Here is a 25,723-nt window from a genome sequence, read left to right as displayed (position 1 = left end):
GTTTCATGCGTCGCTATGGAGTAAAGAGCATTTCTCGTGGCGTGGTTGCCGCGCTGGGTTTCACGGCATTGACGGGTTTTGGCTGCGCGGCGGCATTCGCGCAGACGGCAACTGGAGCACCTGGAGCAACGATTACGCTCGACGGCAAGCAGCTTCCACCCCCCACGCCGAATTTCGGTGGGGTGATCAAGGAGAAGGCATCGGAATCTCAGCCTTGGTGGGCGCCGCGCGTCACGCCGCCAAAAGGCGCACCGAACGTGTTGCTGATCATGACGGATGACCAGGGATTTGGGGCACCAAGCACCTTCGGCGGCGTCATTCCCACGCCTGCGATGGATCGCATCGCCAATCAGGGCCTGCGCTTCACCAATTTCCACTCGACGTCGCTCTGTTCCCCATCAAGGGCAGCGTTGATCACGGGGCGAAACCACCATTCGGTCGGTGCCGGCGTGGTGGGCGAGATCGCTACGGGATATCCGGGTTACGACTCGATCATACCGATTGAGAAAGGCACCATCGGCACGATCCTCAAGGAGAATGGCTACGCGACGTCGTGGTTTGGCAAGAACCACAACACACCCTCCTATCAGTCGAGCCAGGCGGGACCGTTCAATCAATGGCCGAACGGAATGGGCTTTGAATATTTCTTCGGCTTTGTCGGCGGTGACGCTAGCCAATGGCAACCAAACCTTTACCGCAACACGACGGCTATCTACCCCTTTGAAGGCAATCCGAGCTGGAACCTGGAAACCGCGATGGCCGACGAAGCCATCCAGTACATGAAGCAATTGAAAGAGATTGCACCCGACAAGCCCTGGCTGGTCTACTACGTACCGGGTGCTACACATGCACCGCATCATCCCACCCCGGAATGGGTGAAGAAGATCGGCGACATGCACCTCTTCGACGAGGGGTGGAAAAAGCTGCGCGAAACGATCTTCGCCAACCAGAAGCGGCTCGGTATCATGCCCGAGAACGCTCAGCTGACGCCGTGGCCGAAAGAGCTGCCGGAGTGGGATACTCTAAGCCTTGAGGAGAGAAAGCTCTTCATCAAGCAGGCGGATGTCTACGGCGCTTACCTCGCCTATGCCGACAACGAGATCGGCCGGGTCATTCAGGCTGTCGAAGATCTCGGTGAACTCGACAATACCCTGATCATCTATATCGGTGGCGACAACGGGGCGAGTGCCGAAGGCATGCTCAACGGCACGCCGAACGAATTCACCACCTTCAATGGCATACCTGTGCCGGTGAAGGACCAACTGCCCTGGTATCCGTTCTGGGGATCGGAGCGGACGTTTCCCCACTTTGCTGCAGGCTGGGCATGGGCCATGGATACGCCCTTCAAGTGGGTGAAGCAGGTGCCGTCGCACTTTGGCGGAACCTCGCAAGGGGTGGCGATGTCCTGGCCCGGCCATATCAATGATGTCGGCGGCATCCGGCGCCAGTTCCACCACGTCATCGACATCGTACCGACGATCCTCGAGGCGACAGGCATTCCGGCGCCGGAGACAATCAACGGCATCGTGCAGAAGCCGGTCGAAGGGGTGAGCATGAAGTATACGTGGGACAAGAGGAACGCCAACGTCGCCACCCGACACACGACGCAATACTTCGAGATGCTCGGCAACCGCGCCATCTACGACAATGGCTGGGTGGCGGCGACGACGCCGGCGACCCGCCCATGGGAACTGAGTACCGCGACGCCGCCCGACGTCATCTCCGGTTATAACTGGGAGCTCTACAACGTCGACGATGATCCCACCCAGTTCAACGATCTTGCGAGCAAGATGCCCGAGAAGCTCAAGCAGATGCAGGACCTCTTCTACTCCGAGGCGAAGAAGTACAACGTGCTGCCACTGGACAATTCGACGCTTGCCCGCTGGAACACGCCGCGCCCGAACCTTACAGCCGGTCGAACCGAATTTACCTATTCGGGCCAACTGAGCGGCGTGCCGCCCAGTGCTGCCCCAAGCATCTTGAACAAGTCCTATACGATCATGGCCGAGGTCGAGATACCCGAAGGCGGCGCCGACGGCATGATCGTTACAGAGGGCGGACGGTTCGGTGGCTACGGCCTGTTCCTTAGCAAAGGCGACTTCGGCGTCGGGCGCGGCAAGGTGGTGTTTCTATACAACCTGCTCGATCTCAAGCGCACGATGTGGGAAGGGCCGGAACTGGAACCCGGCAAGCATGAGATCGTCTTCGAGTTCAAGTCCGATGGTCCCGGCCTCGGCAAGGGCGGTACCGGCGTCCTGTCGGTGGACGGCAAGCAGGTGGCGACAAACGTGCTGGAGCACACGATCCCGGTCACGTTTCCGGAGGACGAGAGCTTCGATGTCGGGCAGGACACACGCACGGGGGTCGCCATGATCGAATATCGCTACGACGCTCCGTTCAAATTCTCCGGCAAGATAGACAAGCTGACCTTCAAACTCGGGCAGTAGTATGGGGCGACGACATGTCTGGAACTATGGGAGCGTATTCTAAGCTGCTGCTTTCAGTAACGGGCTTGGTAGAAGCCGCGACGGGCTTGTCGTTGATTGTGATGCCCTCACTCTTGGCCGAACTGCTGCTCGGGGCAGCACCGGATGCCGTTGTTGGCCTGACAGTGGCCCGGGTAGCCGGGGCGGCAGTCCTCGCCTTGGCCGTCGCGTGCTGGCGGGCGCGAAACGATGTGGAAGGCAAGGCGGCAAAAGGATTGGTCACGGCGATGCTTCTCTACAATCTCGCCGTCGTCGCAATCCTCACACTCACATGGCTCCGTCACGGCATTTCCGGAATTGCCTTTTGGCCTGTTGTCGCGGGACACCTCACGCTGGCCGTCTGGTGTGTTGCGTGCAAGTCGGCATGACTTCGCATCGCGGACGCCCGTCGGCGCGCTTCGAGATCGGAGCGCGGATGGGTCTTGTTTTAGGCGGCAATGAGGAGGAGCAGCTAGAACGGTCACAGCAGGACGGCGCTTCCGTCTTCGGCCAGTACAAACGCGACGGCCAAGAGAGAGGCGCCAGCCAGATCGGCGAGGCGAGGCGAGGCGAGGCGAGAAAATTATCCCGCCACAACGATGCCGGGCGGCTGCCATGTCCCCTGCCCCGGCGGCAGGATGGACGGTGCTTCCGTCTTCGGCCAGTACAGGCGCATCACGAGATAGATCGTGTTATCGGGCGCAGGCAACCAATTTGCCTCCTTGTCTGCGCCGGGGTTGTCCCTCTGAATGTAGAGCGTGAGCGAACCGTCGTCGTTCTTCGTCATCGCCGACAACATCGGCGAGTTGATGAGGTAACGGTTGATCGGGTTTTCGATCAGGAGTTGAGACTTGCCGTCATACATGGTCAGCGACCAGAATGCGTTCACCGGCGGCTGTTGACCAGGTGGGAACGTCAGCGTGTAGTTGTGCTTGCTGCCGTCGAGCGTTTGGCCGTCGCTGTCAACACGCGTGAACGGATAGGTCGCTTCTTCCGGGTCGTTCCCATAAATGCCGGCCTGAGCGGCGACGGCACGCTTCATCCAGTCGCCATTGTAGTGGGCGCTGTCGCCTGGAAGGCCGCTAACCCGCCAACCATTGATCGTCTTGCCGACATTGGCGACGGCCTCGTCAACCTTCCGCTGACCTTCCTTCATGCCGAGGCCGAGCTCCAGCTTCTGCTCCAGTGTCAGATCCTTGAAATTGAACGTCTTGCCTGGCCCGACGCCGATGCGTGCCAGCTTGGCGCGGATCTCCTTCTCATTCCCCTGCTCCGGCGCGAATTGCAGCGCGAAGTCGAGATAGTCGAAGAAGTTGGTCTTCACCAAATCCTTGTCGATCTTCGGGAAGTCAATCGCTGGCGCCGCCGGCGGCGGTGTCTGCTTCAGAAAGGCCGAAAGCATCTGCACCTTGTAGCCGGCCTGCACCTGCTTGACGTTGTCGAGATCATCCGGGCCGAATAGCTGGGTGCGATAACCCGCAAGAGAAAACTGTGTGCTCGACCGAAACACCTGCTTGATGCCTGCCGGGGTGTCACCCGTCCAGTCGGGCCCGACGACCATGTAGTCGCCGGCCTCGCTTCCTGTGGCTCGGGTGCCGATATAGCCGAAATTGTAAGTATTGCCATCGCAGAGCATGACCGAGTAGTAGCGCTTCGGGTCGATCGCTGGCACCGACAGCACCACCGGTTCCGCCCGCAAATCGAGCCACGCGAAGGAATAGGGGGTGTCGCTGTTGGGCGTCACGATTGCCGTATCTTTGTAGGTGAAAACATTAGGTTCGTTCTTGATCTGATTGAACGGCGCCTTGAACTGCCCCGAATTGCGATCTACCGCGTACTCGTACATGATGGCATAGTTCATCACGAGCGGTAGGCCGTAGATGAAACCTGCCTCGGCGATTTCCTTGGCCTCGATGATACCGGGGGTGCCCTCCGCCATTAGAAGGCTTGGCCTCGCAATCGCGGCGCAGACGGCAATCGCCGCAGTGGAGCGAAGCAGATCTCTCTTCGTCAGCATGTTCTTATCCCTTTCTTATTCGATCAGTTGTCGAAATGACCCGAGCTGTAGGGCAGCTTTGGAACCTGGGACGCAATTGTCCAGTTCATTGGCCTGTTGGCGAGGTGCTAACAGAAACTGAGCGCTGCGATGGTCAGGATCGCCGCAAAAACTACATGTCTGTTGGTCATTGCCAGTCCGATCAAAATCACCGTTGAACTCCGCCTCTCGGACCGATGGCCAAGGCGTTGGCCAAGTCCAGATGCTCTATGGGATTTGGCGAAAGGAAAGTATCTTACAGTATACAACACCCCGACCGTCGCCGCCTCTTCCTTTCTTCTGGCGAGGAAACGGCACAATGACAGCGTTGTCGAGGACCATCGCTATCTCGTCCCTGAGGCAGTTCACGAGTTCCACATACTCGGCAAGGCGCTCGTCCCCGTTGGGGACCGCAGCCTTGTTGAACGACAGTCGGAGACGATCCGCGGTGGCGAAGTCATCGCACAAGTCGCGGAAACTATCGTCGCGGGCGGCAAGTTCATCGATCAGGCTGGTCCTGTCAGCGAAACATCGTTTCACGAGAGAGACGTCGCAACCCATGAGTGGCCCCCAACGCCAGTGCCGGATCGGCCTGACAAACGAACGTTCGTCGGGATCACATGATGCACCAATACTCTCGCACAGGCACCGTATGTTACAGTTGTCGTGTAGCGGGTCAGACATGAACATAGTTTCAACTGCAGCGTCTACCAGATGTTACGGGCAGGAGGCGGCAAGCACGGTGTAGTGTCAGAGCAGCTGAGGTTCCCGTTCATGGGAAAACATGATGCGTATCTTCACCATAGCCGCGATACTCACCCTGGTTGCAAACAACGCCAACGCAGACGATCCGATAGTTGGCAACTGGAAGACAGGGTTGGGCGACACCGCCGCCATCGCCTCGTGCGGAGGAGACTATTGCATCACTTTGAAATCTGGCAAGCACGCAGGCAAACAGATCGGCACCTTCCAGCAGGGGCGGCGAATATGCAGGGAAGATAACGGATCCCGATGCAAACAAAACCTATGACGGCTCTCTTACTATTTCGGGCAATGCCTTAAAATGAAGGGGTGCGTTCTGAAGGTCGTCTGCGAATCTCAACCTGGCCGCGGATGTGAAGCCAGTATTCCTCCCTGAAACTACAGTTGCGTCGCGATGGTCGCGTCTGCCGTGCCTGGACCCACACCACCGATGACAAGCTAAATCGACAACCATCTGCGTCGGGACGGTAGCGCACGCGGGATCAAGTCGCCGCGATGACCTAGACGAACCGCTGTTCGCGGCGTAGGTTATACTAGGCGACGCTAACTAAATCTGTGATTGTCGCGAATTAGCGGGCCTGGTGGGGAGCATTTGATGGACACCTCTGTGGCACACGGGTCCGCGGACGCGACAGGGTCACTGCCAAGCCCGGCGGAGATTCGAGTCCAGCTCACGCGCATCGTTTCCAGTCCAGAGTTTCCACGCACAGGCCGCGGTGCGGCTTTTCTCACTTATGTCGTCGAGGAAGCTCTAGCGGGGCGCGCGCACCGCCTGAAGGGATACACAATCGCGATCGAGGTATTCAAACGCAACGAAGACTTCACTCAAGATGACCCTGTCGTTCGCATCGAGGCCGGGCGATTGAGGCGCACGCTTGAGCGCTATTATCTCGTCGCCGGCCTGCAAGACCCCATCAGAATAGATATTCCTAAAGGGCGTTATGCGCCTTCGTTCGCCTGGAATGGCCCGGCATCGACGCGCCCCGAGACAGAGACCGTTCGCGCGCATGACGAACAAGCAGACCGATCTCCATCACGGAGCCGGCGGACCGCGCGTGTTGCCTTCCTTTTCGGCGCTGCAGGCTTCGCCACGCTCGCCTACTGGGCTGGCGACCATATGATCGAGGAGGCAAAGCGGGCTGGCGGAGCCAAAGCCCCCGACGAGCCGACGCTGGTGATCGCACCCTTCGCAAATCTCGGGGGCGATCACCAGACGCAGCTCTACACGGCCGGACTGACTGAGGAGCTGCTCACCGCTCTCCCACGGTTCAAGGAAATCAAGGTCTTCGGTCGAGAGACCTCGAAGTCGCTTTCCCCCGAGGTTGGTGCTTCTGAAATCCGTGGCGAGTTAGGCGCTCGTTATTTGCTGGCAGGCGGCGTCCGGGTATCCGGCTCCAAGGTACGGGTGACGGCTCGCCTGTTAGACACATTTGACGGAGCAATCCTCTGGTCGCAGAACTACGACGACGACCTGACCAGCCGCGAATTATTTGCCATCCAATCAGACGTCGCGAGCAAAGTTGCGACCACTGTTGCTCAACCTTACGGCATCATCGCGCAAGCCCAGACCGCCAGCGCTCCTCCGGACGATCTCGGCGTCTATCGTGCGGAACTGAGCCCAGAGACCCACCTGGCCGCCCGAGACTGTCTTGAAAGCTCGGTGGCCCGTTATCCGACCTATGCGACCGGATGGGCAATGTCATCCATCGTGTACCTCGATGAAGACCGCTTTCGTTTCAACCTCAGGCCCGGTCAATTGACGCCGCTTGAGCGCGCATTACGCGCTGCTCGGCGGGCGATCAAATTGGAACCGGGAAACGCCCGTGCTCTTCAATCTTTGATGATCGCATTGTATTTCAACCAAGAACTTACCGAGGCGCTCCAAGTTGGCGAGCAGGCGCTGGCAATGAACCCAAACGACACCGAACTTCTGGGAGAGTTTGGAACGCGCCTTGCAATCTGTGGCCAGTGGCAGCGGGGCGCAGACCTTCTTGACCAGGCCCTTTCGCTCAATCCGGGTGGCGCGAGCTATTACCACGGGGCCAGGGCGCTCGCGGCCTACATGCTGAACGATCACGATAAAGCTGTGGGCCTTATCCGCAAGACGGATCTACAAAAGTTTCCGATGTTTCACCTCGTAGCAGCCGCCATATACGCCGAGGCTGGGTTGTTGGATGATGCGAGGCGCGAAGGAGAGATCTTCGTGAAGATGCGTCCAGATTATATTTCGAATATCATCGAAGAACACAGAAAGCGTAACATCAAGCCGGAAGACAACGTCCGCATGATCGCGTCGCTTCGCAAAGCGGGACTCCCCGTGCCGAGCGAAAAAGAAGTAGAAGCGAAGCTATTGGCACCCGCATCATCGCCCCAAGCGCCTTCGCAATGAGCAGATGCTACGGCTTGGGCAGCATAGAACCTACAAGAGGTTACGGGTGTTCGCTGTCCGCGGCACTTAGAGTTTGCGGCGAAGGCCGCCACGGCGACCGTGTCAGACCATGCAAGCAAGAGACTCGCCAATGAACAGCAAAGATACGACTCTCTTAGCAGCCAAGCTCGCTCTCGCTTTGGGGCTAATGGCGCCACCTGGAGCTATGGCGGGGGAAGCCGAGGGCAGGAGCCTCCTCAAAGCGATGTCAGACTATCTCGCTTCGCAAAAGGCGATCTCGTTCACCTACGACTCAAACTTGGAAGTTGTCACACGAGAACATCAGAAACTGCTGCTGGCGAGTTCCGGCAAGATCGACTTGGGGCGGCCAGATAAGCTGCGCGCCAAGCGGTTTGGCGGCTTTGCTAATGTCGAAATGGTCTTCGACGGCAAGACCGTGACGCTCTTCGGCAAGGACACCAACCTCTACACCCAACTCGAAGTTCCCGGCACAGTCGAACATCTTGTCGACGAGATGCGCGAAAAACTCCGAAAGCCAGTGCCGGGAGCGGACCTGCTGCTGCCCGACGCCTATGACAAGCTGCTGGAGGGCGTGACGGACGTGAAGGACCTCGGCAGCGGCGTGATCGGCGGTGTCGAATGCGACCACCTCGCCTTCCGAGCGAAAGACGTCGATTGGCAGATCTGGATTGAGCAGGGGGACACCCCCCGTCCCTGCCGCTACGTGATCACAGCCAGCCAGGTCGACCAGGCTCCACAATACAGCATTCAGATTTCCGATTGGAAGACCGGTGTCGACGTCGAGGCACAAGATTACAGTTTCGCGAACACGACGGGCGCCAAAAGAGTTGACATGAAGGACCTTGCCAACATCGATGAACTGCCCGATCACTTGACCATGGGAGACGGGAAATGACCATGCTGGGGAAACTGAAAGCAGTTCTGTTTCTTGCGGCGCTGCTGCTTCCAGCGATTGATGCCGCGGAGCAGATATCGATCCTGGGAACCTACAGCGTTGCGAAGCCCGCTGAGGCCCGCGTCGGTCGCCCGTTGACACCTGTGAGCGTCGCGGGCGTGGCGCGCAGAACAGTCCGGCGCTGCGCCGTCGGCGTCTATTATTGCTAGAGCCATATCAGCGGAGATTTGGGGGCGTGTTGACCAATTCAGACGCTTCAACAGGCCGCCTGCAGCGGCTAATCCTTTTTTGCTTGCCACTGGTCATAATTACCGGATGCGGCGGCCATCCCAAGGGCGTGCTGACGCCCATCGCCGAGACGTCAGCCGACGCAAGCCGGGTGGATATGCTGATTACGACCACACGTGGCCGCTCGGAAACGCCGGGAGAAATGTTCACGGGTGAACGGGCGCGGGCTCCAACGTTTGCGGACATCACCGTGTCCATCCCTCCTAAACGCAAGGTCGGCGACGTCGCATGGCCGAAGAAGCTTCCCCCCAATCCGGCCACTGACTTTGCAACCCTGAAAGGAAACGAGTTGACGAAGGATGAAGCCAAGGCCTGGCTGAACGCTTCGGTCAGGAAGAGTCCCGACCGCAGCGTGCTGGTGTTCATCCACGGGTTCAACAACCGCTTCGAAGATTCCGTCTACCGATTTGCGCAGATCGTCCATGATTCCGGGGTCAAAAGCGCGCCCGTCCTGGTGACATGGCCGTCGCGGGGTAGCCTACTTGCCTATGGCTACGATCGCGAAAGCACCAACTACACCCGCAACGCGCTGGAATCGCTGTTCCAGTATCTGGCTGCGGACAAGGAGGTGAAAGAAGTGTCGATCCTTGCTCATTCGATGGGGAACTGGCTGACGCTGGAAGCGCTTCGCCAGATGGCCATCCGCAACGATCGCCTCCCGGCAAAATTCAAGAACGTGATGCTCGCAGCTCCCGACGTCGACGTCGACGTGTTCCGTTCGCAGATCGAGGACATGGGCGACACGCACCCCCAGTTCACCCTCTTCGTGTCGCAGGACGACCGGGCGCTGGCCTTTTCGCGACGGGTCTGGGGCGACATTCCACGTCTGGGTTCGATTGATCCGGAGCAGGCACCTTACAAGCAGGAGTTGGCGGACAACGACATTACCGTCATCGATCTGACCAAGGTGAAGGCCGGGGACAGCATGCATCACGGCAAGTTCGCAGAATCGCCTCAAGTGGTTCAACTGATCGGTGCCCGGATTTCTGACGGGCAGACGCTGACGGACAGCAAGATGGGCCTTGGCGATCACCTGATCGCTGGAACGACGGGCGCGGCGTCGGCGGCCGGCAGCGCCGCCGGCCTCATTCTGGCCGCGCCAGTCGCTGTTGTCGATCAAGCGACCCGCGACAACTATTCCAACCATGTCAGCGGTTTAAGGGGCCAGTCGGGCGGCACGCAGAAGATTGCGGTTAACGACTGCGGTTCAAAGCAACGCGCCGAACGTAATCCGGCGTGCAGCGCACAACAAAACTGAAGGGTCAGCCAATGAATAGTCACATCAACCTGGGCCCGGCGGCAGCAATCGCAGCGCTGATAGGCGGCGGGAGTGCCGTTGCTGCCGACTTTTCTCCTCTGCTCACCCTGGATCAGCAGACGGTCGAAAGCCAGAGCGGGTGGTCGTTCTCGGCCGCACCCTATTTTTGGATGGCAGGGCTGTCGGGTGAAACCTCGCAATTCGGCCTCCCGACCGTTGAAATGGATGCGGACTTCAATGACATCCTCGGCAACCTCGACTTCGCCTTCATGGCGGCAGGAGAGGCGCGAAACGGCCGATTTAGTGTCATCGGCGACATCATCTACACGAAGCTCGGAGCCGATGGCGACACGCCAGACGGCATCTTGGCAACCAGCGTTGATGTGAACTCTGAGACGTTCTCGGGACTGTTGGGTGCCGGATACGCTGTTATCGATACGCCGCAGGGACATTTGGACGTCGTTGGCGGCATACGGGTCTGGTCGGTGGACACGACGATCCGCTTCAATGGCGGCATACTTGGCGGTATTGAAAGGAGCGATGGCGCGACCTGGTTTGACGGCATAGTCGGCCTGCGCGGCAAGTACTCCCTTACCCGGGAAGTCTACCTGACGGGATGGGGAGTGGTCGGCGGTGGTGGGGCCGACATTGACTGGGACGTTGCGTTGGGCATCGGCTACGAATTCAACGATCGGGTTTCAGCGATTGCCGATTACCGAGCATTGGGTGTGGACTATAGGGACGATGGCTTTCTGTTCGACGCGGTCCAGCAGGGTCCAATTCTTGGGCTAGCCTGAAGATTCTAGATCTAGGCCCCTCCTTGGGGTTGCAGACGAGCATAAGCAGTTCGGTCTGCCCGTTTGCTAGCGCCCTTGCTTTCGGGCCGAGGGCCTGCCGCTGTTTGCAGGTGCGCCGTTGCCCGTCGTGGCTCAATGGATCCGAATTGGAAGGGGCAAAATTAGATGAATGTTCTCAACGAGACACCGTGGGGCACCGATTGGGCTTGGAGCCTGCCGCTTATTCTGTTGAACGTCATTATCCACGTCTTCGGCTTGGCGTTCATCTACGATGGCTTCACGGTTCTCCTTCGGGAGATGGATCGCCAGCGCAAATTTATATTCCGCTTCACGGTGGGCATGAACGCCGCGGTACTCTTGATCGTGATATTGCACGGGATTGAAGCAACCAGCTGGGCTTTAGCCTATCTGGGGCTCGGCGCAATCTCGGATCCAAAATCTGCGATGCTCTACTCTCTGGGGGCCATGACAGGTTTTGGAACAGGGAATGTTTCGTTGCCGCCGCACTGGCAGATGATGGGCGTGCTGCAGTCGTTGGCCGGCCTGCTGCTGTTCGGTCTCACCACTGCCTTCATGTTCGCGATGTTCCAGGCGGTTTGGCCATCGCAACAGCAGGCCATCGGACATCAACCTCCTGCGAACCCGATTGGCCAGTAGATCGCCGCTCGAGGCCCGATCCAACGGCACTTCCAGGCATTCCGTGAGCCTCTTCCATTAACAATACCCCGGACCTCATTGCGCTCCTGACCCCTCTTCGGCATCTTCGCAACCGGCATCGCAGCGAAAAAGTGATGGCGGTTTGCCGTTGCGCCGACACTCGGCGCCTGTAAGGGCGTTGAGCATTCACGCCGGAATTTTCATCTCGGCGCGAAACTTAATCGCTTGATCAATCGATTGTTGTCATTCGACCCTTTTCTGGTGAGGCCTCATCAATCCGCCGGTTTGGCGATCGGAAACTGGAAGTTCACGCCCGCGAAGATCTGCCACCGGGGGGCGCCCTCGTCGTTGTGCCACACGGTGTATTGAGGCTCGATGAAGGCGTTCATCGTGATCCCATTTTCCAGCTGAAACACCTTGCCGAGGCCGAGACCGACGGGGATGTAGTTGTTCTCGTTCTCGAGGTCGAAGTTCCAGATCGCCGAGGACCGCAAATACCACCCTTGCGACAGGTTGACGTTCACGATGGGCTGGAACGTCAAGAGATTGACATCCTCGCGATCGTCGGCGCCAGCAAACGAAGTCTGGTAAGTCACGAGTCCTGCGAGAAGGCCCCAGTCCTGTGGCGCCACCACGACGCCTGCTGCACCGACCTGCCATTTTCCGCTTCCCAGAGAATCGTCGGTTGCCGTCGGTAGCACGAGAAGCGGTCCCGCTCCGAACGTCACATCGTCCTGTTTGGGCAGAATAAAAAGATCCATCAAAGTCAGATCGCCGAGCCCCGTTACATATCCGCTCGGCACATCGGGAGAGGTCGCGATCGGTAATGTGAAGCGGAAGAGTTGCGGCAGGCCTCCCAGATCCGACGGGATGAGCCCACGCAACAGGAACTGGTTGGCGTGCGGGTCGCCGGGCGCACCGATGAACTCGGGGATGTAATAGTTCTGGAAATTGATCGTTATCTTTGGCGTCAACGGGTTGTTCGCCTCGTTGACGTCGGCATGTTCCTGAGCTGCAGCAGTAGCCACTGTGCCCCATAGAATGACCAGAGCTGCTACCGCCTTCAGTTCCTTCATGTTCCGCCTCCTTCCAGCGATGTCCATGAGATCATGTAGCGAAGGTGCGAGCCAGTACGTAACTGTAAATCGACGCGCAACAACGGCGCCGTTTCGCGGCGACCGTGGCTCGCTGTAACTGTTACGTACTTGCCAACTGCCGCGTGCACGCCCCTCAATCTAACACGTTTAAACACTGCGCTCCGCGCGGGCGCCTGACTTTGGATACCGAGAAGGGAGAGACAGGGATGACTGGAATGACATCGCGATTGGTGAAATCGGCGGTCCTTGCCGTCCTAATGGCAATCGGCTCGAACGCCCATGCGCAATCGTCACGATATGACGAATTGTCGACCATTCCGCTCACCGAAGGCTACCTGTCGAAAGAGGACAATGCCAAGCTCAAGGACGAGCTGCTGTTCCAGCGAGCCGTCCAGAGCTACCTCTGGGCCCAGCCTGCGCTCAACATTTTTGCGATGAAGGAAGGCTCCGAAAAGCTGTTCGGCAAAGGCTACAACGTCCTTCCGGTGTGGAAGGAACGCCTCAACGCCAATACGCAGGTGACCACGCCGAACTCCGACGTGATCTACGCCATGGGCTATCTCGACCTGAAGCAAGATGGACCGATGGTGCTCGAGGTCCCCCCGGGTCTCCAGGGCATTCTCGATGACTTCTTCCAGCGCCCCATCTGCAACCCCGCCCCCGTGGCGGAAAAGACCTGGTATCCGGAGCCCTACGCGAAGGACATCTGGTGCGGCGACGTCGGCCTTCCAGGTCCCGACAAGGGCAAAGGCGCCAACTATCTCGTCATTCCGCCGGACTATCAGGGCGAGATCCCCAAGGACTTCATCGTCTACAAATCACGCACCTACAATGTCTTCGTCTTCTGGCGTGCCTTCTTCAAGGATCCCGCCAATCTCTCTGAGCCGGTCGATCTCGTCATGAAGACAAAGATCTACCCTCTCGGCAAGAAGGACACCGCCAAACCGATGGAGTTCCCCGACGGTTCCAAGGCATCTCCCGACATGCTCTATCCGACCGACGGAAGCGCATTCGACATGCTGTCGCGTTTCATCGACAGCGAATATGTCGACCCGGCTGACGCGGACATGCGGGGCATGCTCGCAAGCATCGGCATCATCCAGGGGCAGCCATTCAATCCCGACCAACATGCCCGCGACATCCTCGACAAGGCGGGCAAGACCGCGTTCCGCATCGGTCGCGCGATCGCCTACGATCCACCGCCGATCGTGCCGAACACGCGCTGGTACAAGGACCGCCAATGGGTCAATCCGTTCCCGGCCGATACGGAGTTCACCGGCCCGTCCTTCAAATACATCGACCTTAGGACCGGCTTCTTTGCGCTCGCCTATTCGGCGAGCCCGGCGATGGCAGTCAACATGGCCGGCATAGGAGCGAAGTATCCAGTCGCCTTCACGGATGCCGATGGCGATCCGCTGTCCGGCGGCAAGTCCTACAAACTGCATCTGCCCAAGGATATTCCAGCCGGAATCTTCTGGTCGGTCACGGTCTACCGGCCGGACACAGCCTCGGGCCTCGCCAACGGCCAACCCTTCCCGTCGCTCAACACGATGGACAAGCCTGTGGCCAATGCCGACGGCTCCTACGACATGTATTTCGGACCGGATGCGCCTAAGGGTCACGAGAAGAATTGGCTGAAGACCAACCCCGGCGAAGGGTTCTTCGCCATCCTCCGGCTCTACGGACCGAAGGCGCCTTTCTTCGATCAGTCGTGGAAACCGGGAGACCTGGAGAAGCTTCAATAGCACTAAGTCGGTGTTTCAGCGGCGACTTGGGTTTTGCACTAGCCTGTCGCCGCCACCGTCGTCCACCGTTCAGACAAAGGGAATTCCGCATGTATTATCGCGCCTCACTCGCAGTTTTAGCGCTCACCTTCGCCTACTCGTCTCCGGCCCTGTCGCAGGATGCAACAGCGGCATCCCCCTATGCGTTCGAGCGCGGTTATCCGACGCCGGAAGCAACGCAGAAGGTGCGCGTGGACGCTCTGCTGCAGCGCGCCCTTGTCGCCTATCGGTTCTGGTATCCGACCGTATCAGTGGAAGGCATATTCCAGGGCAACCGGAATGTCGGGATCGAAGACGGCAAACAATGGGGGATCGCCTCGACAGGACCGCGCCAGGTCGGCTTCACGCTCAACTCGGATACGCCCTACGGTTCGGGCGTTCTCGATCTGTCGAACGGTCCCATGGTCATCGAGCTTCCGGAAGGTGCCTTCATCGGGCTGGTGGACGATCACAACCAGGGCTGGGTTCAGGACATGGGCCTGCCGGGACCGGACAAGGGCAAGGGCGGCAAACATCTCGTCCTGCCTCCGGGCTATGATGGCGAGGTGCCCGAAGGGTACTTCGTCGGTCGCTCCACCTCGATCAAGAACCTTATCGCCCTTCGCGCCCTGCCGGTGGGCGGCGACGTCAAGAAGGCATTGGACGGCCTGCGGTCGGTCAAGATCTATCCGCTTGCGCAGGCCGACAATCCGAAGCCGCTTGAAGTGATCGAGACCACGGAAAAGGCGATGGACAGTTCATCGCTGCGTTGGGAAGACAATCTGCAGTTCTGGCAAGTCCTGCACGGCGTCATCGATGCCGAGACCGCCAACCCCGCTTTCCTGCCGATGTACGGTCTGCTTGCAGAACTCGGCATTGAAAAAGGCAAGCCGTTCAATCCCGATGACGGCATGAGGGCTGTGCTGGAGCAGGCTGCAAGGCAGGGTCGCGACCAGATGCTGGTTTCCGCGTTCGACAGCGACCGGCCGGACCGCAAGAACTGGCCAGAGCGGCAATGGGAATGGGCCGGCCTCGTTCCGGACAACGCGCAGTTCGAAACGCCCGCCGGTATCGACCTCGAAGCGCGCGATCGCTGGTTTGCGCAGGCGATCGTCGCATCTCCGGCAATGTTTCGGCGCGATGCCGGAGCAGGCTCCCTCTATTGGCTCGGCGTACGCGACAGTTCGGGAGCGTATCTCGACGGCGGCAAGAACTACAGACTGACGATACCGCAACCCGTGCCGGGCAAGCTGTTCTGGTCGGTTACTGTCTACGATTCCGCCACCCGCTCTCAGGTGCAGACTGATCAGGACAAGGCGGCGCTGCGCTCCCTGTTCGAACTGAAGGACGTGAAAGGCTCTGAACCGCTCAGCCTGTTCTTCGGCCCGGAACAGCCGAAGGACAGCGAAAACCGGTGGATCAAGACATCGCCCGGCAAGGGTTGGTTTGCCTACATCCGCATCTACGGACCAGAGCAGGCGGCTTTTGACAAGAGCTGGACGCCCGGCGATTTTGAAGCCGTCGCACCGTAACCTCCAACCGCCGAAGCGCTGGCCTCCCCTAGTTCGTCTTGCTCTGTCTGGGCAGGCTATGGGAGGCCTTCTTGTGGATTTAGATAGGCGCGCGACAGGCCCACCGCCGCAACATCCAGTCGGTACGAACCGCAAGCTCGTGCACGATAGCGTCCTGTGGGCCAGTAGATCGATGCGTTCCAGTTGGTCTTGCGCTCTCTTCGAGTGCAATTTCCAAGATTTTCGCCCGCTGAAATAATTACTCATCGCCTTCATCATGTCAGGCCGATTTGCGACTGACCGAGCCCCGGACGAGCAACGTGCATCCGAGCTTTTTTAGGTTGTGATGCCCTGAGCGCGGCTTCTTTGCAAGGTGCTCAATCGCCCAGGCGCCCATCGGCCGGTGCGGAAGCTCCAGGGTGGTCAGTTGCGGCCGCAGATGGCGCGACAGTTCGTCGTCATCGTAGCCGACGACAGAGATGTCCCGCGGAACGCGCAGACCTGCTTCGCCAATCGCCATGAGACAGCCCATCGCCATCTTGTCGTTCTGGCAGAAGATCGCCGTCGGCGGCTCTCGAAGCGACAGGAGTTTTTGGGTAGCCTCGAAGCCGGATGTCGGTGTCCAGTTTCCTTCGGCCACCAGGCCGTCATCATAGGGCAGCCCCGCCTCCGCCAGCGCCTCACGATAGCCCGCGAGGCGATCCTGCGCCGCCTCCATGAAGCTTTCGCCGACGATCGTTGCGATACGTGTATGCCCCTTCCTGATAAGAGTCGCCGTCGCCATGCGCCCGCCGGTCACCTCATCAGGAACCACAGCGGGAAAACGGTTATCGCTGGTATAGCAGTTGATCAGCACGAGCGGAACGGGAAGGTCCTCGAAGACCGGGTCGAGCGATATGCGGCGGGTGAACACGGACATGTAGACGATCCCCTGCGCACCGGCCTGCAGAAGGCTGGCCACCGCTTTGCGCTCATGCGTGGCCCGTCCCTGCGTCTGCGCCACGAGAATTGTGACATCATTCTCCCAAGAAGCGTGCCGCGCGCCCTCGATGGCGTTGACGGCTTCCGGGGTCGTCGCGAGCTGATCGACGATGAAGCCGATACACCCGCCGCGAAGATCCTCAAGGCCCGCGCGACGGATAGGGCTTGCAAGCCCGTAGCTGAGCCTATGCGCGACGTCCAGCACGCGCGCCCGAAGCTCAGGGGATATCTTGATGTCCGTGACATTGTTGAGAACCACCGAGACCGTCGCCTGCGAACAGCCGGCCGCCTTGGCCACATCCATCATGGTTACGCGTGTCTTCGTTTTTCCACCGCTCATGTCGCCCCCGTTTTGCCCTCTCTACACCAACTAATAAGAATCGGCCATTGACTAATATTTATTAGTCGCAGTAGCCTTGTTGAAAATTGGGAGGAGACCGGATGAAAACGAAGCCAGCACCCGAGTACGATATTGCTGCGCAGGTGGCGCAGCTGGCGGCAGACGGCATCATCGGGTTGAAGGGTGCTTTTAGTCTGGCCTGGGCCGACGATATGCACGAGGACATGATGACGGCCTTCTGGTCGGCCATTCAAAGGCCCGGCGGCGCGGTCGGCCGGGGACCGCGCCGCTGGTATGTCGAAATCCATCCCCAGGCCTTCCGCGGTTTCGTCGATCTCATCACCCATCCATGGGTGGTCGAGGTCTGCACCAACGTGCTTGGATCGGACTACCAGATCGTAGAGATAGGCCTCGACGTGCCGTTCCAGGGAGCGAAATACCAGCCGTGGCACCGCGACTTCCCCTCGCCCGTAGAAACCTATCGAGACCACCAGATTACCTCGCTTGCCTTCAACCTCACCGGCGTTGACGTCACCGAGGATATGGGACCGTTCGAAGTGGCGCCGGGAACGCAATATGACGATGGCCGGGAATGGAAGCACGAAATGTTCCCGGACAAGGCGCTCTGGGGCCGGTTTCAAGAGCGTGCGACACGCAAGTATCCGCAGCGCGGCGACATTTCCTGCCGCTCGGCGCTGACGGTGCACCGAGGCACGGAGCATCAGTCCCCTATCGCTCGACCCGTCATGGTGCTGGGTGTGGACAGGCCGGGGGCCGGGCATGCAGAGTTGCACGACATGATGGTCACGCGGGACTGGTATGATGCACTGCCGGAAATCGGCAAGAAGCACCTCGTCTGCCGCGTCGTGGACGAGCTCGTGCCGATTACCCAAAAGCACGACATCGAGGGACTTGTCATGGGCGCCGATCCAAGTTGATCCTCGCCGTATATGGCTGCGCTCTTGACTAGACCGGTAACTTTCCTTGGGGGCGCACGCACTTCCATTTGCCGGTGGGGCCTCTTGGTTGCCTCGATGCAGCAGGCGACGATGGCTGTGGAATGGACGATCAGGATCGAGGGGAAGAATGCGTTCGGCGATATTTGGCGAAGGGGCCGGTCCTGCTGATACGTGCCATGAGGGACCTTCCCCTCGTTCGCGACGGGATACCCAAAACCGCGATACTTTCTGGTTTTGAGCGATGTCTGCCGGACGGCTCCTGCGTGGATGCTGAAGGCTTCATTTGGAATTGCCGCGTCGCCGGCGGCAGATGTGTCGTCCGATTTGCGCGATCTGGCCGTTTTCCAGCCTACGGATGATGTCTGACGTCGAGCCGCTTCTGACATGCAGCGCCACATCGGGAAACTTCCGGCAGATGCGGGCGAGAAACGCCGGCAGCACGCCGGTTGTTGCTGGATATACAGTGCCGATCCTGATCGTCCCGGCCGCCTTCCCAGCCACTGATCGCGCCACCTCGGCCGACAATCCGACATCGCCGATGATCCGGACCGCCCGATCCGGCGTTGCACTTCAGTTAGGATCTCCCAAACAGGAACGAAACCAAGCACCTCCCGGTTCGCCTGATGGCGTCGTTCCCATCTTGAGAATGATAATGCGCTTCAAGCACCCTACGCCAAGCGTCGAAGCCGTGAGCCGGAGAGGTTCAAACGCGTCCGTTAAGCAGCGGCGATTGGCTCATCCACATCCTGATTTCGGAAATGGTCGACCAGGAAACTGGCCGCAGGGCCAGGGGGCGTGTCGGTGCGATACACTGCTTGAAGGCGATACGGGCCGCCTTTACAGTCGGGAAGGTCGAGCTGCACGAGACGACCCGCCACGATATCATCACGTACCATCGGCTCGGGCATGTTGCCCCAACCAATGCCCTCTTTGAGAAGCATATGCTTTGCGCCCAAGTCGGCCAGACGCCACGTGTGATTTCCGACAACAGCAAACTCATGTCCCTGAGTGAGCGGAGACCTGTCGGTCAAGACCAACTGGATGTGCCTTCGTGCGGCCCCAGGCGGCTGTGAACCGCCCGCCAGAGGATGGTCAGGCGAGGCCACCGGTATCAGTTTGACGAACCCCACGCCGATGCGTTCAAGCCCTGCGACTTCGAGATCGAGGGGGCCGCTAATGCCGATCCCGGCGTTTCGGTTCAGCACCATCTGAGTGACCGCTCCGAGCGCCTCAACATACAAGCGAAGAGATACGCTCGGGAACTCCTTCCGAAACGCCTTCAGCGCGTCCATGACGCGGGCAGCCGGCAGCATGACATCAAGTGCTAGGTGAACTTCCGGCTCCACGCCGCGGAGCATGCTCTTCACCTTGGCGCGGAGATTGTCGATGCCATGAGCAACGCTCTTCGCCTCAGCAAGGACGGTCCTGCCCTCTAAGGTTAGCTGCGGCTTCTTCGTCGATAGCCGATCGAATAGCGTCACGCCCAGTTGCGCTTCAAGATTCGCGATCGTGTAGCTGATGACTGAAGTAGCTCGGTTCAGCTTGCGGGACGCGGCCGCGAAACTCCCCGTTTCAACCACGGTGATGAAGACTTTTAGCTGATCCAGCGTAGGCTGGCCGGGATCTGACATTTCGATTTCCTCGATCGTTTTCGCCGAAATTATCTGAGTTTTCCGAAACGTCTAGTGGACTTATTTTCAGCTCATCGAAATTCAACCGCCGGAGCTGACAATGTCCTATTTGTCGAACGCCGACATCGAGCAGGTCATTCTGCCCTCGAGCCGAGACCTTGGAGGTTTCGCCGTCCGCCGCGCACTTCCCGCCGCCATGCGCCAGATGGTCGGACCGTTCATATTTCTCGACAGTTTCGGACCGGTCCGCTTTGGGGCCGGCGAAGGGATCGACACCCGACCTCATCCGCACATTGGGCTATCGACCCTCACCTATCTTCTCGAGGGTGAACTGCTGCATCGTGACAGCGAAAGCTACGTGCAGTCGATCAGCCCAGGCGAGGTCAATCTGATGGTGGCCGGCTCCGGCATTGTTCATTCCGAACGCACGCCGGAACACATTCGCAAGGACGGAGGGAAGCTCACAGGCTTGCAGAGCTGGATCGCCCTTCCGAAACAGTCTGAAGAGACGGCACCACTTTTCCAGCACCTAAGCATCAGCGAACTGCCGACGGTTAGTGGCGAGGGCATCAATATGAAGCTTCTGGCCGGCACCCTGCACGGCCGGCGCTCACCTGCCGCCACCTTCTCTGATCTGTTTTCCGCCGACATTCAGCTTCAGGCGGGCGCCCGGTACAGGATCGACGGCGAGCATATCGAGCGCGCGATCTTCGTCGTCAACGGCGCAATCGAGATCGCCGGCCAGGACGGTACCCACGGCCCCGACCGTCTCATCTTGTTCAAGCCCGGCTCAGAAATCGTAGTGAAGGCGAGGGAGCCAGCCCGGTTCCTTGCGTTTGGAGGAGAACCACTTCCGGAAAAGCGTTTCATCCGCTGGAATTTCGTAGCCACCGATCAAGAGCGCATCCGCCGTGCCGCCAATCAATGGCGCGAACGGCAATTCCCCGGCGTGCCCGGCGACGACGAGTTCATCCCCCTCCCCGACAACTTCGACTGAAAATCTCAGCCTTTCAAAGGAGAACGACCATGACGACATATGCAATCATTGGTTCTGGCGCGATCGGCTCTGCACTGGCAGAACGTTTCCACGCCGCAGGCATCGATGCCGTTACCGCCAATACACGCGGCCCGGCTTCGCTTCAGACGATCACCGACAAATTCGGCAGCACGGTGAAGGCTGTGGAACTGGAGCAAGCTCTTCAGTCCGACGTCGTTATCTTGGCCGTACCGTATGATGCCGTACCGCAAGTTGCCAAGAGAAGGTCGGCCTGGGGTGGTCGCATCATCGTCGACGCGACGAACGCTATCGATTTTCCTGCGTTCAAGCCGCGCGATCTCGGCGGCCGTCTGTCTTCGGAAATCGTCGCCGAACTGTTCCCCGGCGCTGAGCTCGTGAAGGCATTCAACACGCTCCCGGCTGCTGTTCTGGCTGCGGATCCCGTCAAGGAAAGCGGTAGACGCGTGTTGTTCCTGTCGGGCAATTTTCCGGAAGCGAGCAAGAAGGTCGCTGACCTGATCGCTCGCCTCGGTTTTGCGCCTTCCGATCTCGGCAGCTTCAAAGACTCCGGCTCTCTCCAGCATTTCGGACAGGCGCTCGTCGCTCTAAACCTGCTTAAGGATTGACAAATGGAGCCGCCCGCCCGACGGGCGGCTCCATCTTAGGTCACACGAGTTCACCATGCCCATCCGAACGAGTGCGATCGTCGAAAACCGCGGCTACAATTGAGGCGGCGACCGAATTCACAATGGGCCGAGATGGTTGTCGGCGGCATCGAATGCCGCTACGTTTCTGGCAAGCATCGCAATTCGAGACACAGATGATTGAACGGCTGGCTAGCATCCTGGAAAAAAACGCGGCGGTCGACGGGGTAAACGAGACGGGTATAGCGCGGTTGAACATTCTGCGCTCAACCACTCCGACCGAGCCGATTCCCATCCTCCATAAGCCAGCTGTTTGTTTCGTGGCCCAAGGCCGCAAGCAGACGACGCTTGCGCACGAAGCTTACGTCTACGCCCCGATGAAGTTCCTCATTGTGAGCGTTGATCTGCCCATCGCCGGCCAGATCCTCAGCGCCTCCCCGGACCAACCCTATCTATGTCTACGCCTTGATCTTGAGCCCGCGGCGATCGCTGATGTGATCGGCGCGGCCATTCCCGCCGGCATCCGCAACGAAAAGCCGCAGCGCGGCATCGCGGTCAGCGACGTTCCGACAGACCTTCTTGGCGCAATCCTGCGCCTGGCGGAACTGCTTGAGTCCGGCCGCGCCAGCGATCGAGCGGTCCTGGCACCTCTTGCCGAACGGGAAATTCTCTATCGACTGCTTTTGGGAGACCAAGGCGATCGTCTTCGTCAGATCGCAATGGCGGAGAGCAAGCTCAGTCAGATCAACAAGGCGGTCGCAATTATCAGGTGCCAGTATGAGCGAACTCTGCGGGTCGAGGATATCGCCGCGCAAGTGAACATGAGCGTCTCGTCATTCCACCAACACTTCAAAACGGTCACCGCGATGAGCCCATTGCAGTACCAGAAGCAAATCCGGCTTCAGGAAGCGCGAAGACTGATGATCGCCCAGGCGCTCGATGCCGCTTCCGCCGGCTTCAGCGTCGGTTATGAAAGCCCGTCTCAGTTCTCGCGCGAATATGCGCGAATGTACGGACTACCCCCGAAGAAGGACGTCGAGAAGATGAGGTCGATGCCGGCCACAACGTGGCAATAGAATTTCGAAGCCTAGGCGGCGCTGCCAGCCCCGCCCCTTACTTGGATCCTATTCTTCAAGATCGACCGCTGATGTGGTGCGCAAGCAAACCGCCTCGATGCAGGGCATTGCAACGCGGTCGCATAGTCGGCCCCGAATTCGCATTGATCCGTGTAGCCGGAAGATCTGGCAGCGGCTTCCGGCGGCACGCCGAGGGAGATCAGCCGCCGGGCCTCCTGAACTCGCAGCATCCTCTTATAATTTTCGGGTTCTTGCGAAAATGACGGCGGAGATAATTCGCCGCTTCCGCGGTTCGGTCGAGATAGCCAATTGACGGAACGCGGGCATCGCTCGCCCGATATGATAAAGGATTTCGATCTCAACCAAAGGCCCAGAACGTTGATGTCCCTCGGGGTATCAAGTAGCCGGATGAGGCGGAAAATTGCATCATCCAACTCAACTGATGGCCTGAAAGGCGCTAACCCCTTCTCTGAGCGCTTGAGAATTGAGTATCTATGCGACAGTGAGGAATCCGCATGAGGTAGATGCCCGGCTCAATGCGAGCGCATGGAAGCGGGCGCTCGCGGCTCGCCTCAATCACTCGACCTTTGACGGACGTCGCCGAAGCAACGGCCAGTGTGAATCCTGAGATGTAGGTGAGCTTGTGACCACCGCATTCAACGCGCTTGCCGCCTTGCGCGACCAAGCAGATGCTCGGTCTATACAGCGTATGAACCGATTGTGTGGGCTCCGACGCCTAAAACGGGAAAACGCGGGGTATAGATGCGGCGAAGACACCATTCGAACCCGTTTGGGCTTCGATCATGTCGCCAAGTCTGCGAACGTTGTCCATGGTCCGTCTGGAAAACAGAATGCCGACCTCGCTTCCTTGCGAGATCAGCATCGCCGTATGATCTGGCTTCACTCTATAATGTCAGTCGAAACGGACAGATCGTGCCACGTGTCGATTTCGGCTTTGACGCGCCCAAGCTTGGCACTCGCCATCTCCACTGCGTCAGAGCCCGTCAGAAGCCGCAGAGGTGGTCGTGCCTGCTGTGACAGAGATACGATCGCTGCGGCCAGTTTCGCCGGATCGCCTGCCTGCTTATGACTGTAGCTGTCGTAGGTGGAACGGATCTGCTCCGACAGCGCCGCATAGTCCTCGATGGACTTGTCGCCATAGCGGACAGACGAGTTGTCGAGGAAATCGGTGCGAACAAAGCCAGGTGCGACGATTGAGACCTTGATGCCAAACTGCTCGGTCTCCTGGGCGAGTGATTCCGAAAACCCCTCCACCGCAAACTTCGTCGCGCAGTAGATTGTCGAGCCTGCAAAGCCAAGGGATCCACCGATAGAAGAGACATTCAAGATGTGGCCCGCTCGCTGGCGGCGCATGATGGGAAGTACCGCCCGTGTCACGTTGAACAGACCGAAAACGTTGGTGTTGAACTGATTGACGATCGCCGCTGCACCAATTTCTTCGAACAGCCCCAGCTGCCCGAAGCCTGCATTGTTCAAGAGGACATCGATACGTCCAAAATGATCGGTTGCAGCCTTTGCGCCTGCTTCCGCTTCCGCTTCGTTGGATACATCGAGTTTAAGCGGAAGCGCGTCGCCGCCGAATTCGCGATAGGCTTCAGCCAATTGCTCGACTTTGCGACCAGTTACAGCGACTTTGTCGCCGGCCGCCAGTGCGGCCTTTGCAACCTGCATCCCGATACCGCGGGCGGCTCCCGTGATGAACCAGACTTTGCTCATAATGACTATCCTCTCGTTTTCTGCGGCATTGTGCTTGGGCACAAGAGGAAATTTAGTCAGTCCCCGACGGAGACCGGTAGAACGGACCTCCGCCAGAATTGCCTATTCCTCCAAGCGTGCTCAGGTGGTTCCCTCGACTCTGTGCCTGGGGATCGAAGGGCCACCATTACCGCACAGAGGAGGCATCTGGGCGGCTTCCGTCGTTGGACGGCGATGATGTGTAGAAACGGGCAAGTTTCCTGGAGGGCTTGTCTACCGCCCGGCTCGGGTCGCGGGCAATCTCCTGTCGTGGAACCCTGATCATGATGATCGCTGCCCCTTCACCGACCTTCTACCCAACCTTAGGAGAAATACGATGGCCGAGATTCACCCTTACGTAGGCATGTGGGTTACCGCCGACGGCCGCATACGCCACAATCTTCTCCCCGACGGACGATACGACGAGGCGCGCGGAAAGAGGGAGAGCGCTTATCAGGGCAGCTATACCGTTATCGGTAACCACATCGACTATGTCGACGACACTGGGTTTACCGCCGATGGCGAGTTTGTTGATGGTATCCTCTACCACGCTGGAATGGTGCTGCGCCGCGAGCGGATGGCGTCTTAGTAGGGCGACGTCGAAGGCAGCGTCTTTGGCCGATCGTTTACCGTTTGGAAGAGCTCCAGCATTTCGAATTTTTCGATCGTAAGCGACGATTTTATCCGGCTTCTCCGAAATGAACGAAACCCGCATTTTGGCTTCATCGACAGCAACACTCGACGGAGACAAGCAAATGACCAAGGTTCTCGTTCTCTACTACTCGTCCTACGGCCATATTGAGACGATGGCCGCTTCGATCGCTGAAGGCGCTCTAAGCACCGGCGCAGAGGTCACGATCAAGCGGGTACCGGAGACCGTGCCCCTCGAAATCGCTGACAAGGCGCACTTCAAGATCAATCAGGTAGCGCCAGTCGCGACCGTGGCTGAACTCGCCGACTACGACGCAATCATTGTCGGTACCGGGACCCGCTTCGGCCGTATGTCGTCGCAGATGGCCGGCTTTCTCGATCAGGCTGGCGGCCTTTGGGCGCGCGGTGCCCTAAATGGCAAGGTGGGCGCAGCTTTCACATCCACCGGCACACAGCATGGTGGTCAGGAAACCACCCTATTTTCGATCATCACCAACCTCATGCACTTCGGGATGATCATCGTCGGCTTGCCCTATAGCCACCAGGGACAGATGAGCATGGAAGAGATTGTTGGCGGCGCCCCTTACGGCGCAACGACGATCGCCGGTGGCGACGGTTCTCGCCAGCCGTCACAGATCGATCTTCAAGGCGCCTTCCATCAGGGCGAGATTGTCGCCCGCACCGCATCCGCACTCGTCGCAGCACGCGTCTAACCAACCCCCAAAACCCGTCTAACCAGACCAGCCGATCG

At 59.1% G+C, this 25,723-nt stretch carries 23 protein-coding genes and 3 pseudogenes; 19 read left to right on the top strand and 7 right to left on the bottom strand.

Annotated elements, in window-relative coordinates; all coding sequences use genetic code 11:
* The first annotated feature begins 5 nt into the window (after positions 1-5).
* Both IB279_RS18425 and IB279_RS18420 read left to right on the top strand, forming a co-directional pair.
* Positions 6-2,447: an arylsulfatase gene (locus IB279_RS18425; protein WP_113187558.1), complete on the top strand. Its 2,442-nt coding sequence runs from the start codon at positions 6-8 to the stop codon at positions 2,445-2,447.
* 14 nt (positions 2,448-2,461) lie between these two features.
* Positions 2,462-2,854 carry a hypothetical protein gene (locus IB279_RS18420; RefSeq protein WP_113187559.1) on the top strand — a complete coding sequence of 131 codons (393 nt, stop codon included), beginning with the start codon at positions 2,462-2,464 and terminating at the stop codon, positions 2,852-2,854.
* Positions 2,855-3,048: 194 nt separating this feature from the next.
* Here IB279_RS18420 and IB279_RS18415 read toward each other — a convergent pair whose 3' ends face one another.
* Positions 3,049-4,482: a DUF1254 domain-containing protein gene (locus IB279_RS18415; RefSeq protein WP_113187560.1), complete on the bottom strand. Its 1,434-nt coding sequence runs from the start codon at positions 4,480-4,482 to the stop codon at positions 3,049-3,051.
* A gap of 129 nt (positions 4,483-4,611) precedes the next feature.
* Here IB279_RS18415 and IB279_RS18410 point away from each other — a divergent pair, with 129 nt between their 5' ends.
* The 8 genes and pseudogenes from IB279_RS18410 (at position 4,612) to IB279_RS18375 (ending at position 11,567) form a co-directional block, all read left to right on the top strand.
* On the top strand, positions 4,612-5,124 hold the full coding sequence (locus tag IB279_RS18410) for a hypothetical protein (protein ID WP_192339487.1): 513 nt from the start codon (positions 4,612-4,614) through the stop codon (positions 5,122-5,124).
* 160 nt (positions 5,125-5,284) lie between these two features.
* Positions 5,285-5,638 (top strand): annotated as a pseudogene (locus tag IB279_RS18405) (DUF2147 domain-containing protein).
* A gap of 219 nt (positions 5,639-5,857) precedes the next feature.
* Positions 5,858-7,651: an adenylate cyclase gene (locus tag IB279_RS18400; RefSeq protein ID WP_192339485.1), complete on the top strand. Its 1,794-nt coding sequence runs from the start codon at positions 5,858-5,860 to the stop codon at positions 7,649-7,651.
* 130 nt (positions 7,652-7,781) lie between these two features.
* Positions 7,782-8,567, top strand: a complete 786-nt coding sequence (locus IB279_RS18395; protein ID WP_113505747.1) for a DUF2092 domain-containing protein — start codon at positions 7,782-7,784, stop codon at positions 8,565-8,567.
* Positions 8,564-8,776, top strand: a complete 213-nt coding sequence (locus IB279_RS18390) for a hypothetical protein (RefSeq protein WP_113187562.1) — start codon at positions 8,564-8,566, stop codon at positions 8,774-8,776. Before IB279_RS18395 ends, IB279_RS18390 begins: the two co-directional genes overlap by 4 nt.
* 59 nt (positions 8,777-8,835) lie before the next feature.
* Positions 8,836-10,113 carry an alpha/beta hydrolase gene (locus IB279_RS18385; protein WP_375292954.1) on the top strand — a complete coding sequence of 426 codons (1,278 nt, stop codon included), beginning with the start codon at positions 8,836-8,838 and terminating at the stop codon, positions 10,111-10,113.
* Positions 10,114-10,124: 11 nt separating this feature from the next.
* A complete protein-coding gene (locus IB279_RS18380; RefSeq protein ID WP_113187564.1) occupies positions 10,125-10,910 on the top strand; it encodes a hypothetical protein in 786 nt (261 codons plus the stop codon).
* Positions 10,911-11,075: 165 nt separating this feature from the next.
* The gene (locus IB279_RS18375; RefSeq protein WP_113187565.1) at positions 11,076-11,567 is read left to right on the top strand and encodes a hypothetical protein; all 492 of its coding nucleotides are present in this window, start codon (positions 11,076-11,078) and stop codon (positions 11,565-11,567) included.
* 272 nt (positions 11,568-11,839) lie between these two features.
* Here the strand turns inward: IB279_RS18375 and IB279_RS18370 are convergent, their stop codons facing one another.
* The gene (locus tag IB279_RS18370; RefSeq protein ID WP_113187566.1) at positions 11,840-12,643 is read right to left on the bottom strand and encodes a hypothetical protein; all 804 of its coding nucleotides are present in this window, start codon (positions 12,641-12,643) and stop codon (positions 11,840-11,842) included.
* A 236-nt stretch (positions 12,644-12,879) separates the two neighbouring features.
* Between IB279_RS18370 and IB279_RS18365 the strand changes: the two genes are divergently transcribed.
* Entirely contained in the window at positions 12,880-14,409 is a 1,530-nt protein-coding gene (locus IB279_RS18365; RefSeq protein ID WP_113187567.1) for a DUF1254 domain-containing protein, read from the top strand.
* An 89-nt stretch (positions 14,410-14,498) separates the two neighbouring features.
* Positions 14,499-15,959 (top strand): DUF1254 domain-containing protein, encoded by a 1,461-nt coding sequence (locus IB279_RS18360; RefSeq protein ID WP_113187568.1) that lies wholly within the window; start codon positions 14,499-14,501, stop codon positions 15,957-15,959.
* 259 nt (positions 15,960-16,218) lie between these two features.
* Here the strand turns inward: IB279_RS18360 and IB279_RS18355 are convergent, their stop codons facing one another.
* Entirely contained in the window at positions 16,219-17,259 is a 1,041-nt protein-coding gene (locus IB279_RS18355; protein WP_113187569.1) for a LacI family DNA-binding transcriptional regulator, read from the bottom strand.
* Between the two features lie 101 nt (positions 17,260-17,360).
* On the opposite strand from IB279_RS18355, the gene IB279_RS18350 reads away from it, so the two are divergent.
* Positions 17,361-18,197 (top strand): phytanoyl-CoA dioxygenase family protein, encoded by an 837-nt coding sequence (locus IB279_RS18350; RefSeq protein ID WP_113187570.1) that lies wholly within the window; start codon positions 17,361-17,363, stop codon positions 18,195-18,197.
* 122 nt (positions 18,198-18,319) lie between these two features.
* Positions 18,320-18,577, top strand: a complete 258-nt coding sequence (locus IB279_RS38180) for an SMP-30/gluconolactonase/LRE family protein (protein ID WP_375292952.1) — start codon at positions 18,320-18,322, stop codon at positions 18,575-18,577.
* Here IB279_RS38180 and IB279_RS18345 read toward each other — a convergent pair.
* Together IB279_RS18345 and IB279_RS18340 are read right to left on the bottom strand one after the other, a co-directional pair.
* Positions 18,549-18,776: pseudogene (locus IB279_RS18345) on the bottom strand (LysR substrate-binding domain-containing protein); the annotation flags it as partial. The gene IB279_RS38180 and the pseudogene IB279_RS18345 overlap by 29 nt on opposite strands.
* Positions 18,777-18,934: 158 nt before the next feature.
* Positions 18,935-19,849: a LysR family transcriptional regulator gene (locus tag IB279_RS18340; protein ID WP_113187572.1), complete on the bottom strand. Its 915-nt coding sequence runs from the start codon at positions 19,847-19,849 to the stop codon at positions 18,935-18,937.
* 100 nt (positions 19,850-19,949) lie between these two features.
* Here IB279_RS18340 and IB279_RS18335 point away from each other — a divergent pair, with 100 nt between their 5' ends.
* The 3 genes from IB279_RS18335 (at position 19,950) to IB279_RS18325 (ending at position 22,566) form a co-directional block, all read left to right on the top strand.
* Complete coding sequence (locus IB279_RS18335) at positions 19,950-20,846, top strand: pirin family protein (RefSeq protein WP_113187573.1); 897 nt, start codon at positions 19,950-19,952, stop codon at positions 20,844-20,846.
* Positions 20,847-20,875: 29 nt separating this feature from the next.
* Complete coding sequence (locus tag IB279_RS18330; protein WP_113187574.1) at positions 20,876-21,472, top strand: NADPH-dependent F420 reductase; 597 nt, start codon at positions 20,876-20,878, stop codon at positions 21,470-21,472.
* Between the two features lie 194 nt (positions 21,473-21,666).
* Positions 21,667-22,566 carry an AraC family transcriptional regulator gene (locus tag IB279_RS18325; RefSeq protein WP_113187606.1) on the top strand — a complete coding sequence of 300 codons (900 nt, stop codon included), beginning with the start codon at positions 21,667-21,669 and terminating at the stop codon, positions 22,564-22,566.
* A 457-nt stretch (positions 22,567-23,023) separates the two neighbouring features.
* Here IB279_RS18325 and IB279_RS38175 read toward each other — a convergent pair.
* Positions 23,024-23,287: pseudogene (locus tag IB279_RS38175) on the bottom strand (AraC family transcriptional regulator N-terminal domain-containing protein); the annotation flags it as partial.
* Between the two features lie 179 nt (positions 23,288-23,466).
* Positions 23,467-24,303, bottom strand: coding sequence for an oxidoreductase (locus IB279_RS18315; RefSeq protein ID WP_192339483.1), 837 nt, complete (start codon positions 24,301-24,303; stop codon positions 23,467-23,469).
* A gap of 355 nt (positions 24,304-24,658) precedes the next feature.
* Between IB279_RS18315 and IB279_RS18310 the strand changes: the two genes are divergently transcribed.
* Both IB279_RS18310 and wrbA read left to right on the top strand, forming a co-directional pair.
* Positions 24,659-24,910, top strand: coding sequence for an Atu4866 domain-containing protein (locus IB279_RS18310; RefSeq protein WP_113187577.1), 252 nt, complete (start codon positions 24,659-24,661; stop codon positions 24,908-24,910).
* A 166-nt stretch (positions 24,911-25,076) separates the two neighbouring features.
* A complete protein-coding gene (wrbA, locus tag IB279_RS18305) occupies positions 25,077-25,685 on the top strand; it encodes an NAD(P)H:quinone oxidoreductase (RefSeq protein ID WP_113187578.1) in 609 nt (202 codons plus the stop codon).
* Positions 25,686-25,723: the final 38 nt, after the last annotated feature.

It is taken from the genome of Ensifer sp. ENS06 (assembly GCF_014852205.1).
GTDB lineage: Bacteria > Pseudomonadota > Alphaproteobacteria > Rhizobiales > Rhizobiaceae > Ensifer > Ensifer adhaerens.
Note: the sequence above shows the minus strand (reverse complement) of the source record. Positions and strands in the feature narration are given on the sequence as shown.

Bases quoted from the DNA above. Each gene is read 5' to 3' on its own strand.
- IB279_RS18425 (WP_113187558.1), top strand. From the start codon at position 6: ATGCGTCGCTATGGAGTAAAGAGCATTTCTCGTGGCGTGGTTGCCGCG.
- IB279_RS18420 (WP_113187559.1), top strand. From the start codon at position 2,462: ATGTCTGGAACTATGGGAGCGTATTCTAAGCTGCTGCTTTCAGTAACG.
- IB279_RS18415 (WP_113187560.1), bottom strand. From the start codon at position 4,482: ATGCTGACGAAGAGAGATCTGCTTCGCTCCACTGCGGCGATTGCCGTC.
- IB279_RS18410 (WP_192339487.1), top strand. From the start codon at position 4,612: ATGGTCAGGATCGCCGCAAAAACTACATGTCTGTTGGTCATTGCCAGT.
- IB279_RS18400 (WP_192339485.1), top strand. From the start codon at position 5,858: ATGGACACCTCTGTGGCACACGGGTCCGCGGACGCGACAGGGTCACTG.
- IB279_RS18395 (WP_113505747.1), top strand. From the start codon at position 7,782: ATGAACAGCAAAGATACGACTCTCTTAGCAGCCAAGCTCGCTCTCGCT.
- IB279_RS18390 (WP_113187562.1), top strand. From the start codon at position 8,564: ATGACCATGCTGGGGAAACTGAAAGCAGTTCTGTTTCTTGCGGCGCTG.
- IB279_RS18380 (WP_113187564.1), top strand. From the start codon at position 10,125: ATGAATAGTCACATCAACCTGGGCCCGGCGGCAGCAATCGCAGCGCTG.
- IB279_RS18375 (WP_113187565.1), top strand. From the start codon at position 11,076: ATGAATGTTCTCAACGAGACACCGTGGGGCACCGATTGGGCTTGGAGC.
- IB279_RS18370 (WP_113187566.1), bottom strand. From the start codon at position 12,643: ATGAAGGAACTGAAGGCGGTAGCAGCTCTGGTCATTCTATGGGGCACA.
- IB279_RS18365 (WP_113187567.1), top strand. From the start codon at position 12,880: ATGACATCGCGATTGGTGAAATCGGCGGTCCTTGCCGTCCTAATGGCA.
- IB279_RS18360 (WP_113187568.1), top strand. From the start codon at position 14,499: ATGTATTATCGCGCCTCACTCGCAGTTTTAGCGCTCACCTTCGCCTAC.
- IB279_RS18355 (WP_113187569.1), bottom strand. From the start codon at position 17,259: ATGAGCGGTGGAAAAACGAAGACACGCGTAACCATGATGGATGTGGCC.
- IB279_RS18350 (WP_113187570.1), top strand. From the start codon at position 17,361: ATGAAAACGAAGCCAGCACCCGAGTACGATATTGCTGCGCAGGTGGCG.
- IB279_RS38180 (WP_375292952.1), top strand. From the start codon at position 18,320: ATGGACGATCAGGATCGAGGGGAAGAATGCGTTCGGCGATATTTGGCG.
- IB279_RS18340 (WP_113187572.1), bottom strand. From the start codon at position 19,849: ATGTCAGATCCCGGCCAGCCTACGCTGGATCAGCTAAAAGTCTTCATC.
- IB279_RS18335 (WP_113187573.1), top strand. From the start codon at position 19,950: ATGTCCTATTTGTCGAACGCCGACATCGAGCAGGTCATTCTGCCCTCG.
- IB279_RS18330 (WP_113187574.1), top strand. From the start codon at position 20,876: ATGACGACATATGCAATCATTGGTTCTGGCGCGATCGGCTCTGCACTG.
- IB279_RS18325 (WP_113187606.1), top strand. From the start codon at position 21,667: ATGATTGAACGGCTGGCTAGCATCCTGGAAAAAAACGCGGCGGTCGAC.
- IB279_RS18315 (WP_192339483.1), bottom strand. From the start codon at position 24,303: ATGAGCAAAGTCTGGTTCATCACGGGAGCCGCCCGCGGTATCGGGATG.
- IB279_RS18310 (WP_113187577.1), top strand. From the start codon at position 24,659: ATGGCCGAGATTCACCCTTACGTAGGCATGTGGGTTACCGCCGACGGC.
- wrbA (WP_113187578.1), top strand. From the start codon at position 25,077: ATGACCAAGGTTCTCGTTCTCTACTACTCGTCCTACGGCCATATTGAG.